The sequence below is a fragment of the Tsuneonella sp. HG094 genome (assembly GCF_053819285.1).
On record NZ_JBSORA010000001.1, the window covers coordinates 1,424,745 to 1,443,274 of the forward strand.

Sequence of the window (18,530 nt, forward strand, 5' to 3'; positions counted from 1 at the left end):
CCATCAGCGCTCGGTAAGCGCCATGTCGAATGCCTTCTCGATCGGCTTCAGCAGATAGGTCAGGATGCTGCGGCTGCCGGTGATGATCTCGACGTCGCAGATCATGCCAGGCACGATCGGCAGGCGCTGACCACCCTTGGTGATGTACGACCGGTCGGTTTCGATCAGTACCGTATAATAGGCCTGCCGCTCGACTTCATCGAAGATACTGTCTGCGGAGACCTGCTGGACCTTTCCGCGCAGCCCCCCGAAGATAGAGAAATCATAGGCGGTGACCTTCACATTGGCGGTGTCGCCGACCTTGATGAAGGCGATGTCGCTTGGCGAGATGCGCGCCTCGACCAGCAGCTTGTCGCCCACTGGGATGACCTGCATGATCTTTTCGCCTGCGTTCACGAAGCCGCCGACGGTGGTGATCTGCACGTCGTTGACGATCCCGTCGCTCGGCGCGCGAAGGGCGTTGCGCTCCTGCCGGGCGGTCGCCCCGCGGATCGTCTGTTCGTTGACCGCGATCTTGGTCTGCAACTCGCTACGCTCGGTCAGCGCCTGTTGCCGGAAATCGAGCCGTGCCGCGCTGAGATCCGACTGCGCCTCATTGATCGAGGCTGCCGCCCGGCCCGCCGCCTGCCGCGCTGCGGCCAGACGGCCCTGTGTATCGACAAGGTCGCGCTGCGCTGACAGCAGCTCGGTCTGCGGGACGATGCCCTTGGCCGCGAGCGGAGTGAGCATGTTGACCTGCTCGCGCGCGAGGCGGACGCTGTCCTCGAGCGAAGCGGCGGTCGCCTGCGCTTCCGACAGGTCGCGGCGGCGTTGTTCAACGGCGGCGCCCAAAGCGTTCTGCCGCGATTGCGCGGTTGCCACGCGAACCTGTTGCAGGCGGCGTTCGTCCGCACAATCGGTCCCTTCGCAGCCCAGTGCACCGCCCCCGGCCTCGCCCTGCAGGCGATCGGCTCGGATCGAGAGCCGCTCGGTCTCGGCCTTGAGTTGGCCCAGCTCCGATGACGATTGCGCATCGTCGAGCCGGACCAAGAGCTGGCCCTTCTTCACACTCTGCCCGCCGCGAACGAGAATGTCCTTGATGACTGCTGGTTCGGACGGCTGGACGAGCTGCGCCTTGCTCGACGGGATGACCTTGCCCATCCCCCGCGTGACCTGGTCGACCTGCGCGAAGGCGGCCCAGACCAGCAGCAGCAGCAAGCCAAGGGCCGAAACGGCGATCAGGCGGCGGCTGGCATCCCAGTTGTCGTAACGCTCGCGCCAGGTCACTGGGCGGGCTCCTGTGCGGGAGCGCCGGCAGAGTCGGTCGCCTGGCTCGAGATCGTGCTTTTGTAGCCGTTGCTGATCTGCACGGGGTCCGGGATGGACATCCGCCAAGTCGTCGTGGTGTCGAGGCGGCCGCCGACGTCGCCTGGCGAGTGGCGATCGCTCTCATGAGGAGTAACCGTCAGGCCGGGCACAAACGCCTCGGTCGGCTCGAGGATGGTTTCATCAATGATCCGCGCATCGAGCGCCGCGCGTAGACGTCCGAAGTCGAGCTGCGGGATGCGTTCCACACCTGTCCATCGATCGCCGAACGCGCCTTCACTGCCGACCCGTCCGGGCAAGCGGTAAAAGATGTGCCGACCGATCTGCGTGAGTTTGCCGAGCGTGAACGCCCAGCGCGGCACGACGTAATCGGCGTGGTAGTTGGTCGCAGTGCCGACCGAGGGTTCGGTCGCACCTGCGAGCGCCTCGGCGGCGATGCGGCGCGACTCGTTCCACTGGCGCGCCATCGGCGTGCGCAGCAGCGATCCGTCGCAGGTGAAACTGAACTGGCAGACGCGCGCGTTGGCGCCTTCGTAAACCACGCCGCAGACCGAATTCGGATAGGCCGGGTGGCGCAGCCGATTGAGCACGACCTGCGCGACACCGCGCTTGCCCGCCTCCGGCTCGTTCGCCGCCTCGTAGTAGATCGCCTGCGTCATGCACTTCAGCGCAGTCGAGTAGCCTGAAGCGCTTGTCCCGATCTCGGTGAAGCCGGACAGACGCCCGACAGCCAGTTTGCTCAGCGGGATCAGGGCGTTGCGCTCGACCGCGCCGTCGCCGGTCACGAGGAGCGGCTGGTCGACGCCGGTCGACATCGTCGCGATCTGGTCGCGCACTTCGGTCGAGATCGGCACGGCCGCGCTCGCCGCCTGCTCCGGCGGGACGAACGACGAAGCGCCAAGCGCACCGGCAACGACCGCGAAAAGCCCGCCGCCCTTGATCCAGCGTCCCCGAACGCGCACGCCATCGGCGCTTGCCCCACGGGCAGCGTCAAGGGATTGGTCGATGGTAAGCGTGGTCATTGGGTTTTTCCTGCGAGCCCCGAGCGGGCGATCACGTCCTGGATCGGACCGTCGGCAACAACACGACCGCTGTCGAGTACGATCAGGCGCTTGCAGATGGCAAAAAGCGCCGGTCGGTGGGTCGAAATGACCAGGGTCTGTCCATCCGTCAGGGAATGGGACAGGCGGTCGACGAATAGTTGCTCGGTCTGGGCGTCCATAGCGCCCGTCGGCTCGTCGAGGAACAGCAGTTCGCACGGTGTCACGAGCGCGCGCGCAAGCGACAGGAACGAGCGCTGTCCACCCGAAAGTGAGCGACCGCCCTCGCCCACCGCGCGGTCGAAGCCGCCGGAGTCGCGCGACAGGAACTGGTCGGCACCCGTTGCACGCAGTGCTTCGACAAGGCGATCGTCGCTTACTTCGCGGCGACCGAGCAGCAGGTTATCCTTCACCGAACCGGTGAAGATCGCCGCGTCCTGACCGACATATCGGAAAGCCTCGCGAAGTTGCTGGGGTCGATACTGGCGGCTGTCGAGGCCGCCGACCAACATTGCGCCTTCGGTCGGTGCGTAGAGGCCGCACAGCACCCGGCCGAGCGTCGATTTGCCCGAGGCCACGCGGCCGACAACGGCCACGCGCTCGCCCGGCTCGATTGTCAGGTTCAAGCCCTCGAGCGCGGATTGCGCTGCGTCGGGATACTTGAACGCCACGTTCTCGAGCTTGATCGTCGGGCGGTGTATCGCGCTGAGCGCGAGCGTACCGGTACGCCGGCGCTCGTCCTCGCCATCGAACAGGCGTTCGATGCTGGCGAGAGTCTCCTGCGCCTGCCGCCCGCGCGTCAGCAGGAACGCGATCTGCCCTGCCGGTGCCAGCGAGCGCGAGGCAAGCATGACGACCGCAATGATCGCGCCCATCGTGATCTGCCCGGCGGCAAACAGGTAATAGCCGCCCACGACCAGCGCCACCGAGGAGACCTGCTGGAAACTCTGCGAGAGGCCGATCGCGAGCGCGTTGATATGCCGCAGCTTCTGCTGCGAATGGACACCTACCTCGGCCAGCCGCCGCCAGCGGCCGATCATACCGCCCTCGCCGCCGAGGCTCTTGAGGGTTTCCATGCCGGTCAGCGATTCGACGAGCAGCGTTTGTTGCAGGCCAAGGTCTGCCTGCGCGTCCTGCGCCGCGCCGACGACGCGCTTCTGCAGGACCCAACCGGCGATCGCCATCGCGGCGATGATCACCAGCGGGACCAGCGCCAGCCAGCCTGCGATGATCGCGATGACGCCGACGAACACGACCAGGAAGAACACGTCGACCACCAGCACGACAGTGGTCGAGGCAAAGAAGTCGCGCACCGTCGCATATTCCGAAACCCGCGCGGCCAGCGCGCCGGTGTGGCCGCGGCGGCTGTCGAGCGGCGCGGCGAGAAGGCGCGAGAAAATCTTCTGCGAAAGCTTCAGGTCGAGCCGGCGAGCGACCTCGTCCACCACCTCGGTCCGCGCACGGCGGATCATGAATTCGAACACGAAGGCGACCATCACGCCGATTGCGAGCACCCAGAGGGTCGCCTGAGCCCGGTTCGGAATGACCCGGTCGTAGACGTTCATCGAGAACAGCGGGAGCGCGACGGCGAGCAGGTTGATCACCACCGAGGCGACGAGCACCGGCGTGAACGCCGGAAGTTCCTTGCGCAGTTCGCCCCAGAACCAGTGACCGCGACCCTTCGCGTGCCACGGCGCCTCGTCTGCGCGCTGTTTGTCGGGATCGCCGTAGACGGAGATGAAGCGGGTGATCGGCAGCGACTTCAGCGCCTTGCGGCTTTCCCACCGCTCGCCCGCGTGCGGCCACCACAGCAGCACGTCGCCATCGCGCGCATTGAGCCCGAGTGCGAATTCGCCTTGCGCGAACTCGATCAGCGCGGGATATTCCGACGCGAGTTGCGGCAGTCGCTGACGCACGTGGGGCTCATAACCGATTTCGGCGACCTCGAGCGCCGCCTCGGCCTGGTGGCCGGGCAAGCGCCCTTCGCGATCGCGCGGAAGGTAGTCGAGGCGCGCGACATCGAACGACGGCCCCAGCCGCCGCGCAAGTTCCCGCACGCACTCCACCAACGGGTCGGCTACCACGCCCTCGATCGTTTCGCCTTCAATCATCATACTTCCAGCTTCCGTGCGACCGGTCTGTCCTGTCAGGGATAGACCCGGCGCTGCAACTCTGCCGGAGCCGGTGGCCCAAAATCGAACCGTTCTCGTTCAGAAGTTCCCGCGCCCGCCCCCGGTGCGATCTGGAGGGCATCGAGCAGGGCATTGGTCGCCGCCAGCGTCTGATATTGCGCGAACAGCTGCGAGAACCGCGACGTTTCGAGGCGCACCTGCGTGTTGTAGCGGGTGTTTTGCGCATCGAGCACGTCGAGCAGCGAGCGGCGGCCGACGTTGAACTGGCTCCGGTAGGACAGCAGTAGATCGTCGCTGACTTGGCTCTGCCGTTCCACCTTGCCGACGATATCGGCCTGGCTGTTCATCGTCGTCCAGGCGGTGCGCACATCGGCCTCGGCCTCGCGCTGCAGTTCGTGCAGGCGATAGCGGCTCTGGCTCGCGCGGCGGACCATTTCCTGCACCTTTGCGCGGTTGATACCGCCGTCGAATATGTTCCAGCGCATGACGGCGCGGGCCTGCAGATCGTTGGTTTCGCCGCGGAAACCATCTATGTCGTCGCCGTAGCGGCCGCGCAGCTCGATCCCGACGGTCGGATAGAGGTCACCCTCGGCCGACTTGACCATGGCAGTCGCCGCATCGACGTCGGCCATCGCCTCGCGCACCTTCGGATGCTTGGTGCGCGCGATCCCGACGGCCTGGTCCAGGCTCGGCGGAAGCGCCGTTGACAGGTTCGGCGGAAGGACGACCTGCGAGATGTCGAGGCCGGTGAGCCGCTGCAGGTTGATCATCGCATCCTGCAAATCCTGCTGTGACTCGGTCTGGCGCACCAGCGCAGACTGCAGCCGTTCTTCGGCCTGCTGGCGATCGGCTACGCTGATCGAGCCCTGTTCCACGCCCTTGCCAAGGTCACTCACCAACATCTGGTGGAAGGTCACGTTGTCGGTCGATGCAGCCGAGACGCGCTGCTGGAGAAGGACGTCGAAATATTGGCGCGCGATTTGCAGCGCGACGAACTCCGACCGCTCCACCACGCGCAGCGAAGCGCCGTCGACTCGGGCGGCCTGGCGCAGCAGCTCACCGCGGCGGCGGCCGAAGTCGATCACGGTCCAGTCTACCACGCCGCCGACTTCCAGCGGATACAGTTCCTGGTCGGCGATGTTGAGCGTACGACGCGTCTGGTTCTCCAGACGCCGGATGCCCGCCGAAGCCTCGAGATCGACGCGCGGGGCGTAGAGACCTTGCGCCTGGCGACGCTCGGCCTGGATCGCCTCGGTGTTCATCTGGGCCTGGATGATTTCAGGGTTGGCCTTCATCGCCACTGCGACGGCTTCCTGAAGCGACGTTGGACCAGCGTCTTGAGCCATCGCGGCCGGAGCGGCAGATGCCAGCAGGACCGCGGTCGCGATCGATAGTGTGTACTTGCGCATAGTAACCCCTCGAAATGTTACCGAACGCCGATCTCAACGCGGCGATTCTGCGGATTGCGGACCCCATCTTCGGTGGGAACTCGCGGCTCTTCCTCGCCGCGCGCACCGGTGGTGATCGCGGACTGGGCAATGCCCATCGATGACATCATGGCGGCGACCGCGGCAGCGCGCTGCTCGGACAAGCCGTTGTTGTAGGCGTTGCTGCCGGCGCGGTCGGCGTGGCCGATCACGTTGAACCCGGTCCAGTTGCACGCCGCGGCATTGCGCGCGACGAACTCAATCGTCTGGGTCGCATCGGCCGGGAGGGCCGCTGAATCGAATTCGAAGAACACTATGCCGGGCAGCCGGTTGCTGCAAACCTCGGGAAGCGGTGCCGGGGGCACCGGAGCCGGCGCGACGTAAGGCGCCGGCACGCGGTTCATCAGGCGGGCCGCCATCTCGCATTTGCCGATGCTGACTTCGTCGCGAGTTGAGGATTTGAGATAGCCCAGCGCGATACCGCACTGCGCCTTCGCCTCGTTGGCCCACACGAACCGTGAATCGTTGCCCGATACGACAGCCGGATCGACGGAAAGCGCGAGCGCGGCATCGTAGCGCTGCTGGATCTCGGTTCGCAGCGATCCCAGGTCAAGCCCGGCGAGCGAGCTCTCCTGCGCCTGTGCCGGAACCGCCACCATGGCGGCGGCGATCGCAGCAATTGAAACAAACCTTGTGGTCATGATTTCCCCCGTTCCTCGAAGATTAGGCCTGTGCCGCTGCGAGCGCGCTCGCATCGTCATGGGCATCGGGCAGTATGGTATATCCGGCGATCCCTGCGCTTCCGCCGAGCCCTTGCGCGAGCATGAAGCTGGCGTCGAAGCCATCGACCTGCGGCACGACGGCCACGCCTGCCGCCCCCGCGAAGTGATCGACAACCGCGTTGACCATTGCCGTACCGGCGAAGTCCGACAGGGCATCGCCGATCGTCGCCGCGACGTCGGCCGGAGCGGCAGTCGCGGCCGCCTGGCCGGGCCCCATCGCCAGCAGCGCCGCCATCACGCCATCGCCGGCCATGCCGGCAAACAGCGATCCGCTATCGCCATGCGCGATCACGTGATCGGTCACTCCCGCATCCGAACCGATCGCTTCCACGCTGAAGTGCGATTCCGACGTAGCGAGATGGGCCTCGCTCGTTTCACTGCCGGTGTGGGCCAGCGACGCGGCAGGCGCATCACTTCCGAGCGTCCGCGTCGCGACCGCCTGGTCGGGCTCCAGCGAAACGTGTTCGCCGGGTGCGTCGACCTCGGCCAGCGATGCGGTCGACAGTTCGATCGTCGGCAGGGTCCTGCTGACATCGGCTGTGTCGATTGCAGGCTGCGCGGCTGCGACCGAAGTCTCGACCACCGCTCCCGCAAGTGCTGCAACCGCAGCGATCTCGGCAGTGCGCTGTCCTTCCTTCGCCTTGGTCGCGAAAGCTGCGTCGGCGAGCGACCCGGTCGAGCCGTCGGACTTGGTGTAGCTCGACGAACCGTAGACCGTCACGTCTCCGCCCGCCGCCGTATACCCGGCACCGTCAGACTTGAGCGAGATCGAAGTAATCCCGAGCTCGGTCAGGCTGCGGAATTCGCCAGCATCCGAAGCGCCATCGCTATCGGCATCCTGCCACACCCCGAACCTGGCGAAGTCGGCGTCATTCGCGTCGAGCGTGCCGTCGCGGTTCGTATCGTACTTTGCGGCGAGCCCTTCGAGATCGGTCAGGCCGTCGAAGCCAAACACGATTTCCGACCCGCCGTCGACCGACCCGCTGTCGTTCGCATCGATTGCCAGAATACCGTCGTCTGCTCCCGCCCAGCCAGTTCCGACGGCATTTCCATCGGAGTTGTAGTCAAACATCGCTCCCTCAGAAGCAGCGATGAATTCGACACCGTCGCCATCGAGGTCGAGAACGATCGGCGTAACCGGATTGAGCGTGACCGCAATCGATCCCGTAGACTGATCGCCATCCCCATCGGTCAGGACAACCGGCAGGTTAAAGGAGACAGGGGAGCCGATCGCCGTGAAGTTGTAGGCGAACCCGCCCACGGCGAAATTGTCGCCAGCGTACGTTCCTCCGCCGACCGCCTTCGGATCGCCGACCGCATTCTCCATCCGGAAGGCCTCGAATGTAGCATTCGCTTGAGCCCCGAACGTCACCGTATAGCCGGTCTTTACCCCGGTCACGACGATGTCGTTTCCTTCGTCGAAGATCGCGATGCCGGTCGTGACGAGATTGCCGGCAGTGTCACGAACCTGGACTGTCGTGTGGTCGAGATTGACCGCCGTGTTGATCGTAGGGTCACCGACGTTCGACTGGCTCAGCGGGTTGGCGTCGTTCACATTGGTCGCACTGATCCGAATAGCCGCGGTGGCATTCGGGTTGCTCTGGACCTGGATGATCTTGAACGTCGCCTGGGTTACACCGCTGTGCGTGTCGTAGAGGTAGCCATCGGCATCGCTTGTTCCCTTGCCTGGATCGAAACGAAGATCCTGGACGAGGTCGATGCGAACGAATTCGTTCGAGTCGATGAACTGGTTCGAAGTACCGATATCGTCGCTGTCGGAATTGACTGTTCCGCCGGGCGATACGGTCACCAGCAGGTCGGTCGAATCCGGGTTGGGATCGTTGGCCGCGTCGATCGCGATCGCCGCGCCATTCACCAGGTCCGCATCGACGCCCTTCCACGGTGTGTTGCCGGCGCCAGCCTTGCTGAAGTCAGCGACCTTCACGCCGCTGCCGTTGTCTATCGTACGGTCAAAGTCGATCGAGTAAGTTCCCGTCACTGCATTGAGAGTGGCAGTGAACACAGTCAGCGATGCGGTCAGCCCGTTGCTGGGATCGCTGTCAGTGCTGGCGATCAGCGACCCGTTCGCCTGGATGTACAGGTAGATATCCGCACCACCCGACTGAAGCGTGCCGCTGGTTCCGGCGAGCTTGGTCCCGTTGATGGCTGGCGCGAACGTGATGGTTCCGACCCCGTCCGCACCGGCGTTGTCAAAGATCCCGTTGCCAACGGTATCAAGCACCTGATTGGAGATCAGGGCCGTTCCAGTGTTGATCGCCGTCGCGTTTGCCGGTGTAAAGCTGCTGGGCACGTCGTCGGACACTTCCACGGTGACCTTGTTGGTCGCGGTGTCGCCGTCGGTATCGGTCGCGACGACGGTCACGAACCCGAGGTTCTTGAGGTCGTCCGCGGTGAACCCGGGGTGCGCGTCGTAGTTGTCCGACAGCGTCGCCTTCACGCTCACGCTGCTGCCCGTCCGGACCAGGTCGAGCGTCACGATCGTGACCGCTCCGTCCTTGCCCACGATCTGCGTGTCGGACACCCGCGTCCACGTCAGGCTGGCATCGAGGCTCGCCACGCTCGTCCCGAACACGATCGAAGCGATCGCATCCGAGCCCGGCGTGAACGTGATCGTGTCGGTATCGGTCACCGGTACCGCCGGCGTGCTGCCGTCCGCCAGGTTCTGGTCGTCCACCGTCAGCGTGATGTCGGTCCCCGCCTGCGGACCCGCACCGTCGGTGATCGTCACCGTCTGGGTCGCATCCGAGACATCGCTGTCGCCGTCCGTGATCCGGTAGCTGAAGCTGGCGTCCACGCCCGCGTTGGCTGCGTTCACCACCGGCACCGGATCGAAGCTCCAGCTGCCGTCGGCGTTGAACACGTACGTGCCCTTGCCCGCCACCACGAAGCTGTAGCTGCCCGGCGAGCCCACCACAGGCGTCCCGCTCGTGATCGCCACGAACCCGGAACCCAGGTTCACATGGCTCACCGCCGCGCCGTCCGCACCCCTGGTGTCGTTCGCCAGCAGGTTCTCACCCGGCGTCGCACCGACGCTCTCGACAACCGACAGGGCGGTGTCGCTGCGCGCCGTCGGCACGTCGTCGGACACTTCCACGGTGACCTTGTTGGTCGCGGTGTCGCCGTCGGTATCGGTCGCGACGACGGTCACGAACCCGAGGTTCTTGAGGTCGTCCGCGGTGAACCCGGGGTGCGCGTCGTAGTTGTCCGACAGCGTCGCCTTCACGCTCACGCTGCTGCCCGTCCGGACCAGGTCGAGCGTCACGATCGTGACCGCTCCGTCCTTGCCCACGATCTGCGTGTCGGACACCCGCGTCCACGTCAGGCTGGCATCGAGGCTCGCCACGCTCGTCCCGAACACGATCGAAGCGATCGCATCCGAGCCCGGCGTGAACGTGATCGTGTCGGTATCGGTCACCGGTACCGCCGGCGTGCTGCCGTCCGCCAGGTTCTGGTCGTCCACCGTCAGCGTGATGTCGGTCCCCGCCTGCGGACCCGCACCGTCGGTGATCGTCACCGTCTGGGTCGCATCCGAGACATCGCTGTCGCCGTCCGTGATCCGGTAGCTGAAGCTGGCGTCCACGCCCGCGTTGGCTGCGTTCACCACCGGCACCGGATCGAAGCTCCAGCTGCCGTCGGCGTTGAACACGTACGTGCCCTTGCCCGCCACCACGAAGCTGTAGCTGCCCGGCGAGCCCACCACAGGCGTCCCGCTCGTGATCGCCACGAACCCGGAACCCAGGTTCACATGGCTCACCGCCGCGCCGTCCGCACCCCTGGTGTCGTTCGCCAGCAGGTTCTCACCCGGCGTCGCACCGACGCTCTCGACAACCGACAGGGCGGTGTCGCTGCGCGCCGTCGGCACGTCGTCGGACACTTCCACGGTGACCTTGTTGGTCGCGGTGTCGCCGTCGGTATCGGTCGCGACGACGGTCACGAACCCGAGGTTCTTGAGGTCGTCCGCGGTGAACCCGGGGTGCGCGTCGTAGTTGTCCGACAGCGTCGCCTTCACGCTCACGCTGCTGCCCGTCCGGACCAGGTCGAGCGTCACGATCGTGACCGCTCCGTCCTTGCCCACGATCTGCGTGTCGGACACCCGCGTCCACGTCAGGCTGGCATCGAGGCTCGCCACGCTCGTCCCGAACACGATCGAAGCGATCGCATCCGAGCCCGGCGTGAACGTGATCGTGTCGGTATCGGTCACCGGTACCGCCGGCGTGCTGCCGTCCGCCAGGTTCTGGTCGTCCACCGTCAGCGTGATGTCGGTCCCCGCCTGCGGACCCGCACCGTCGGTGATCGTCACCGTCTGGGTCGCATCCGAGACATCGCTGTCGCCGTCCGTGATCCGGTAGCTGAAGCTGGCGTCCACGCCCGCGTTGGCTGCGTTCACCACCGGCACCGGATCGAAGCTCCAGCTGCCGTCGGCGTTGAACACGTACGTGCCCTTGCCCGCCACCACGAAGCTGTAGCTGCCCGGCGAGCCCACCACAGGCGTCCCGCTCGTGATCGCCACGAACCCGGAACCCAGGTTCACATGGCTCACCGCCGCGCCGTCCGCACCCCTGGTGTCGTTCGCCAGCAGGTTCTCACCCGGCGTCGGACCTGCGGATTCCACAACCGACAGCGCCGGTCCCGCAACCGCAGTGGGGACATCGTCCCGCACGGTTACCGCGAACGATCCGGTGGTCTTGTCGCCATCATTATCGGTAACTTCGATGGTAACACCCGACAGTAGGTCGGTATCTTCGGTTCCCGCTGTTGCGTGACGCACCGGCTGCGAGAGCGTGACAGTGTAGCCGTACGCCACTTCACCCGCCGTCGCGGTGGTCGCAGAAGTGGTCAGTGCGATGCGGATAATTTCCGCACCAGCCGAGCTTCCGGCACGACCGACAAGGGCGCCGCCCTCGATCCCGAACACAACATTCTCGCCCGCGAGGGTTACGAGCTGGCCGTCGAGCGCCGGTGTATCGACGAGAACCGCCGAACCAGCGAGAACGCCGGGGATATCATTGCCGAACTGGAACAGCGCCGTGCCGGAGCCGATTGCGCTCTCGGTGCCGTCGGACTCGGCCGGTGCCGCCTGGAGCGGCGAGGCGTCGACGTTTGCCGAAGCGAGGCCGTCTTCGTCGACCTCGACCGGAGCGGCGCTCTTGAAACTCGGCGTCGAGTCGCCCGCCAGGATGATCGTGACCGTTGCGAAGTCGGTATCACCGTCGCCGTCTGCGACCGAGTAGTCGAACGTGATCGTGCCGCTTTCGCCCGTGGCTGGACTGTACGTGAACGTACCGTCGCCGTTGTTGGCCAACGTGCCGGCCGCCGCACCGCCGTCGAGCTTGAGGCTGCCCGGGACCAGCGCGACGCTCGCCACCACCTTGCCGTCCGCCCCGCCGAGGTCGTTCGCGAACACGTCGATCGTGACCGGCAGACCTTCGTCGGCAGCCGCCTGCGTCGTCATGTCGTCGACCGCCACGATCACGTCGTCGACCACCGTGATGTCGACCGTATCGGTTCCCACCGTGCCGTCGCTGTCGGTGACGCTGACCGCGAAGCTGTCGGTCAACTGCGCGTCGTTCGCTCCGGTGTGCGTAAGCGTGTTGTCGTCCAGCGTGTAGCTGTAGCTCACGCTCGCCGACACCACATCGCCCGCCGCGTCCAGCACCGGCGTCACCGCAGTGATCGTCAGCGCGCCATAGCCGGTCGAGATCGACTGGCCCGGCACGAACGCACCGCCCGTGAATACCACCGCGCCGCCAACCGAAATCACGGAGATCCCGTCGAGAGCGGCGACATCGAAGCTGCCCGCCTGGGTCAGCGCCGCCCCATCGGGCGACTGGCCGTCGGCAAGATCGTTCTCGTACACCGTCTCCTCGGCGCCGGCCGGATTGAGGCCGGTGATCACAATTCCATCGTCGCTACCGACGATGGTGATCGTCAATGTCGCGGTGTCGACATCGGTATCGCCATCGGTAATGGTGTAGGTGAACGTCTCGATCAGCGTCTCGGTCTTGTCGAGACCCTGAACCAGCGGGTTCGCGTTATCGAGGACGTAGCTGTAGGAGCCGTCGGCGTTCAGCGTCAAGGAGCCGTACGCGCCAGCGAGTGCGCCGCCGACAGGCCCCGATACGGCAGCCCCGCCGCCAACCGGGTTGAATACGATGGCCGTGACGCTCGCGCCGTCCGCGCCCTCGACATCGGCGATGCCGTCCGAATTATTCGCGTCTGCGCCTACCACGACATCGCTGCCAGTGATGACATTGCCCGTGGCGGTCAGCGGACCGTCTTCGGTAACCGCGTCGACATCGTCGTTGGCCGTCGGGAGATCGTCGACAATGTTGATCGTCAGCGTGCCCGCCGTGCTGTCGTTGTCCTGGTCGCGGACGACGACCGCGAAATCGTCGAACGTGGTGTCGCCCGAAGTGTTCGTGGTCAATTCGTAGGAGTAGCCGATCGCACCCGCTGCAATGCTGGTGATCGTGAGCGTTCCGAAAGCACCGCTGATGGTCTGGCCGACCGCAGTGATCTGGGTCCCGTCGATAGTGACGATCGCCGGACCGTCAGGCGCGGTGAAAGTGAACGAGCCGCTGGCGAACTCGCCGTTACCGGCTGCATTCGAGCCCGCAGGAAGGCCTTCCTCGAGAACTTGCGTGACACCGGGTGTGCCGGCAATCGGGAGGTCGAGCGACGTGCCGCCGTCGGCAATCGTGATGACGAGATTGGCCGTGTCGAGGTCGCCGTCACCATCGCGGATGGTGTAGCTGAAGGTATCGGTGACGCCACCGGGGGTACCGGGATTGCGCGTGTAGCTGAAGGCGCCGTTCGCAGCGATAGTCAGCGTGCCGTACTGCCCGTTGACGGTCGTACCGGCCGCGCCGGTCGTGACACCGGTATATTCGATCACGACGATGCCGTCGGCACCGGGAGTGTCGTTCGCGGTCACGCTGCCGCTGACGGGACCGTAGCTGCCAGCGCCGAGCGCGGCTGCATCGTCGGCAGCCGTGGGCACGTCGTCGGCGATCGCGATCACCAGAGTGGTACTAGCCGGATCGCCGTCGCTGTCGGTCACCACCAGGGTGAACGTATCGCTGTCCGGATCGCTCAGCGTGTTGTCGGTCAGCGTGTAGCTGTAGCTGTATGCTCCGTTTGCGACAGAGACTGTCAGCACGCCCTTCGAAGTGGTGACGGTACCGCCGGCGGTCACGTTGACACCGTTGATGACGAGGCTGCCGATGGTATCGCCGCCGGTTGTGATCGCTATCGTTCCGGCTGCGGTTTCGTCCGGGCTCGCAGCATTCGAGCCGGCCGGTTCTCCGGCGCGGGCGGGGAGTGCCGCTTCGTCGACGGTGTTGTCGCCCGCCACCGCGATGGTCGGGGTCGAATCCGCTGCGAGCGTGATCGTCACGGTCGCGCGATCGGTGTCTCCGTCGCCGTCGGTGATGGTGTAGTCGAAGGTGACCGTGCCGGTTTCGCCGGAGCCGGGCGTATAGGTGAAGGTTCCGTCGCCGTTGTTTGCAAGCGTGCCGGTGCCGCTGAGGGTTCCCGCGACGAGGGTCACGGTGCTCGGCTGCACGCTGTCCGCGCCCTGGATGTCGTTCGCCAGGACGTTGACGACAACCGGCACGTTCTCGGCCGACTGCGTGGCCGCATCGTTGATCGCGTCCGGCATGTCGTCGACAATGGTAATGGTGAGGGTCTTCGTGTCCGAATCGCCATCGACGTCGGTCACGGTGATCGGGAAGGTGACCGTAGTGGTGTCGCCGGTTGTGTTGTCGGACAAGGTGAACGAGTAGGTGATCGTTCCCGTTGCCGGATCGTAGGACGTGATGGTGAGCGACCCTTGCGGCGTCGTGATCACTTGTCCCGGGCCCGTGACGGTCGATCCGCCGATCTGGACCGAGGCAATGCCGTCGGGCGCAATAACGGTGATCGTTCCGCTCGTCGTCTCGACGTTCGTCGTCTGCGCCGTACCGGGCGCTTCGCCAGTACGGGGAGGGAGACCCTCTTCATCGACGATCGTGCCAGCGCCGGACGTCGGCAGGGAGACGACCGAGGCAGGGCTGTCGCCAATCGAAATGACGAGCGTGGCCGTATCGGTGTCGCCGTCGCCATCGGTCAGGGTGTAGGTAAAGGTATCGGTTACGCCGCCCGCCGTGTTGGGCGTTCGCACATAACTGTAGGACCCGTCGGTCTTGATCGTCAGGGTGCCATAGGTGCCGGCGACGACAAGATTGCCCGCCGAATCGAAGGTCGTGTCAGAACCGCCAGTACCACTGATCGCGGTGACCCGAGCGCCATCGGCCCCCTGGACGTCTGCGCCTGCAGCACCACTGGTCGTTCCCGCACCGGTAATGACGTTTCCGATTTCCGGCCCATACGTGCCGGCCGCAACCGAATCGGTATCGTTACGTGCGTCGGGCGCGTCGTCGATCACGTTGATCGAGAGGGTCGCGTTCGCCACGTCACCGTCCACATCGGTAACGACCACGGCAAACGAGTCGTTCATCGTCTGGCCGAGCATATTGTCGGCAAGCGTGTAGCTATAACCGATCACACCCGGAGCAATGCTGGTGACAGTCAGGGTCCCGTTGGGGCTCGTGATTGTCTGGCCAACAGTCGTAACGACGACACCGTTGATGCTGATCGACGAAAGGCCGTCCGGTGCGCCGAAGACGATCGTCCCGGTGGTCGTCTCGGAATTCGAAGCCGCGTTGCTACCCGGAGGCTCGTTACCGCGCGCAGGCAATCCGGCCTCGTTCACCTGGGCCGTTGCCGAAGTCGCCCCCGCCGGTTGGTCGGGCGTGACGACGACGACGTCGGGCTCGCGATCGGGCCGCTGCGGGATGACTTCCCGTTCTTCTGGCTGCGGGAACGACAGTTCAGTATAGGGCAGCAGGTCGCCAAGCCCGTAAGCGGCCTGGATCGGTCCGACGGCGCTGGCGAAATTGCCGCCCGAGCTTTGCGCATTGCCAGCCGCCGGCTGCGGTTCGTTGCCGATCAGCAGGGCTGCGAGGTTGAGCGGCGGAATCGCCACGTCGCCGATGACCAGTTGGGGAACGATGATCGCGCCGTCGGGAATGACGTAGCGAACGCCGTCTTCACCGATGACTACGAGATCGCGGCCCTCGACCCGAAGATCGCCGAGTTCGGTTCCGGCGGGAAGAACGACGACGCCGTTTGCATCCGCAACTAGGACCCGAGAAGCACCGCGGCTGGCAGCAGGTGTCGAAGCACCCGCATCCTGCAGTTCTACCGAGTCCTGATCGCCGAACGAAGTCGGCTCCTGATTGTGCAGTTCCATTCTTCACCAACCTCGCAATTCGGGTTCGCTTCATCAGCGTTGCAAGATTGGCGGGCAGAGTGCTTGGCTACACGAAGCGGTACGCGCTTCGGCAGGTTTTCCCGTCAATCCTGCGGCCCAGCTTCTGTTCGCGAAAGGTCACGTCGATGTGCCCTGTATTCGCGACGAGTCGTTATCTAACCACACAACAGGAAATCGGACATGCTTTCAAGCCAATTAACCTTCATCGGCTAAGTTTCGGTAATTCACCGCTTTACGCCTCTGCACGAGGGCAGGAGAAGTCTGGATTCTCGAAACGGGACAGATTTCCGATTGCGGGCCGGAAAAAAACGGTGCCTCGATCCAGTCCCCTTGTCATCATGTTCGATATGGCGAATTCTTACGCGCGGCTAACGAAGACAGCGCCAGCGCAAACCACAGGTTAAAGGGAGGCGAACCGTGGACATGACCCGATCATTCTACCTCTCGCTCGCCGCGGCAGGCGTGTGCGGCATGATCGCGACAGCCTGGGTTTTCCTTGAACCGGCGACCCGGTCCTGGTTCGGGCAAGCGTCTCTGGAGCGTTCGGCGTCGGAACCTCTGATGGCCGTCGCAAACTATCCTGTCCGGATCGAATTGCCGACATCGCGCAATGCGGAAATCTCGCCGGGTGCGCTTGGCCATCCTGTTCGATCTGGGCTTGAGTCGACGATTCTCGAACCGATCCGTGAGACGGTGGCATCCTGGGCGTTCGGAGAGCCCCGGCTTGCCCAAGCCCCTCAGCGCGTCGACCCGGTCAAGGTGGCACCAGCATCGGTCACTCCGCGCAACGGTCTCCTTCCCGCCAAGTTCGATATCGCGACCTTCGGGCGTACCGTGACCGACGCCGATACGGAACTCCGTGCGCGCAAGCCGTTGATTGTCGGTGGAGAGCGAGTCGGCGCACTGGAGCTGGCGATGGGCCAAGGTTCGATCGTTTCGGTCGACCGGGCGGAGCTTGCCGGACTGTTGGGCGACCGGGTGCCGGACCTGTCGGCAGCGCTGGCCCGGCTCGGAACGGAGAGGGTCACGTTCGATACGCTCAGGACCCGTGAGATCCGGATACGCTATGATGCGCTGTCCGATGCGGTGGTGATCGAAGACCGGACCTAGCGCGGGTCAGCCGGCGCGCACCATTGGCGTGTCCGAACCGCCGAGCGGAACGCTGAAGCGGCGGATATAGGTCTCCATCCGCTCGAGGACCTCGCCTTCGCTCAGCCCGAACTGGCCCAGACTGTATCGGTGCGGACGGCGTTTCAGCGAGCGACTACGGTCAATGAAGCGCTGCATTCCCGGGATTGCACCGTCCATTTCAAGACCGAGAAACGCGTAGATGCGCTCCATCGTCACACGCCAGTCCTGGTCCATGTCGTCATAACGAACGTCGATGATCCGGTCGTCGGGCACGGCCTTGCGGGCGGCCATCATCCGGTCGGCCATCAGGCCCGTCTTTCGAAGCCATTCTTTCCCCACCGTACCCGGGTCGGCATGGTCGGAATAGATGATGGTCTGGTTCCACGCGAGCGAGGCGGCGCTGCCGACGACGTTGCGCGGATCGCGGTGGGTGAAGATCAACCGGGCGTCGGGGAACACTTTAAGCAATGCCGGCAAATCAAGCATGTGCTGCGGGGTCTTGAGAATCCATGGCCGCAAGCTGCTTTCCTGCTGCGACCAGCCGATCAGGCGCAGGAGGTTGGCCATATGCTGGTAAGCAGGGGTCGCGTCCTGGTCCTCGCACCACCGACCGTAGGTGGGCACGTGCCACTGCGCGTCGTGCTTCATGCTCCACATGCTCGCGACCAGCAGGCCAAGCTCTTCCTCCGGCTCGTAGGGACCGGTCGGGTGGATCGACAGCGTGCGCGGATTGGCGAGCCGGGCGACCTTCATGATCCGGCTCGCGAGCTTGGGGCGGAAGTCTGCCTTCCTGCCGTCCATCACATCTTCGAAGTCGGGACGGGGCACAGGGCTGATGGTCTCGAAGCTTCGCAGGCATGCGAAACGGCGATCGGCCGCGAGCAACCGGTGCAACCGCGTGGTGCCCGATCGCATCGGCCCGACGATGACCACCGGATGCCGGATCGGCCTGGCGAGAATTTCCGGATGCCGCTTGAACCACATCTGCGCCAGCAACCGATCGCGCAATACGTGGTGGAACTGCTTTTCGGCCGCCAACGTGCCTGCGTCGTTGAGGCGGGCCTCGGTACGGACCGCTTCGAGCAGGACGTCCATCGGACCCTCGAACCAGCGATCACCGAAATCGTCGAGGCCGGTTGCCGCCATCGCATGGTCGAGCAGCCCGGCCTTGGTCAGCCGCGCAGGCGCAATCGCGCCCAGCTTGCGGCCGAAGCGAACGGTGCCGTCGAGCACGCCAATGAACGGCGTGCGACGCGGCGGCTCGTCGATGGTGCGGCTCAGGTTTGCCCCCATGTTTTCCGGTGTTTGGCAGTGTCGACTATTACCGACAGGCAAGGGCACGGTTCCCGCATTGCCCTCGTCCCGGCGGTCGGGCATAG

At 65.1% G+C, this 18,530-nt stretch carries 8 protein-coding genes; 1 reads left to right on the forward strand and 7 read right to left on the reverse strand.

Features of this window, described 5'->3' with window-relative positions; all coding sequences use genetic code 11:
- Positions 1-3: 3 nt before the first annotated feature.
- The 6 genes from ACWPMX_RS07130 to ACWPMX_RS07155 are packed head-to-tail and all read right to left on the reverse strand — an operon-like array spanning position 4 to position 15,999.
- Complete coding sequence (locus tag ACWPMX_RS07130) at positions 4-1,266, reverse strand: HlyD family type I secretion periplasmic adaptor subunit (protein WP_455699340.1); 1,263 nt, start codon at positions 1,264-1,266, stop codon at positions 4-6.
- Complete coding sequence (locus ACWPMX_RS07135; protein WP_455699341.1) at positions 1,263-2,327, reverse strand: cell wall hydrolase; 1,065 nt, start codon at positions 2,325-2,327, stop codon at positions 1,263-1,265. The genes ACWPMX_RS07130 and ACWPMX_RS07135 overlap by 4 nt, the downstream gene beginning before the upstream one ends.
- A complete protein-coding gene (locus tag ACWPMX_RS07140; RefSeq protein WP_455699342.1) occupies positions 2,324-4,456 on the reverse strand; it encodes an ATP-binding cassette domain-containing protein in 2,133 nt (710 codons plus the stop codon). Before ACWPMX_RS07140 ends, ACWPMX_RS07135 begins: the two co-directional genes overlap by 4 nt.
- 35 nt (positions 4,457-4,491) lie before the next feature.
- The gene (locus tag ACWPMX_RS07145) at positions 4,492-5,886 is read right to left on the reverse strand and encodes a TolC family protein (RefSeq protein ID WP_455699343.1); all 1,395 of its coding nucleotides are present in this window, start codon (positions 5,884-5,886) and stop codon (positions 4,492-4,494) included.
- A gap of 17 nt (positions 5,887-5,903) precedes the next feature.
- Positions 5,904-6,605, reverse strand: a complete 702-nt coding sequence (locus ACWPMX_RS07150; protein ID WP_455699344.1) for an OmpA family protein — start codon at positions 6,603-6,605, stop codon at positions 5,904-5,906.
- A gap of 22 nt (positions 6,606-6,627) precedes the next feature.
- Entirely contained in the window at positions 6,628-15,999 is a 9,372-nt protein-coding gene (locus tag ACWPMX_RS07155) for an Ig-like domain-containing protein (protein ID WP_455699345.1), read from the reverse strand.
- A gap of 582 nt (positions 16,000-16,581) precedes the next feature.
- Between ACWPMX_RS07155 and ACWPMX_RS07160 the strand changes: the two genes are divergently transcribed.
- Positions 16,582-17,130 (forward strand): hypothetical protein, encoded by a 549-nt coding sequence (locus ACWPMX_RS07160; RefSeq protein WP_455699346.1) that lies wholly within the window; start codon positions 16,582-16,584, stop codon positions 17,128-17,130.
- A 6-nt stretch (positions 17,131-17,136) separates the two neighbouring features.
- Here the strand turns inward: ACWPMX_RS07160 and ACWPMX_RS07165 are convergent, their stop codons facing one another.
- Positions 17,137-18,528, reverse strand: coding sequence for a sulfotransferase family protein (locus tag ACWPMX_RS07165; protein WP_455699347.1), 1,392 nt, complete (start codon positions 18,526-18,528; stop codon positions 17,137-17,139).
- Between the last annotated feature and the right edge of the window lie 2 nt (positions 18,529-18,530).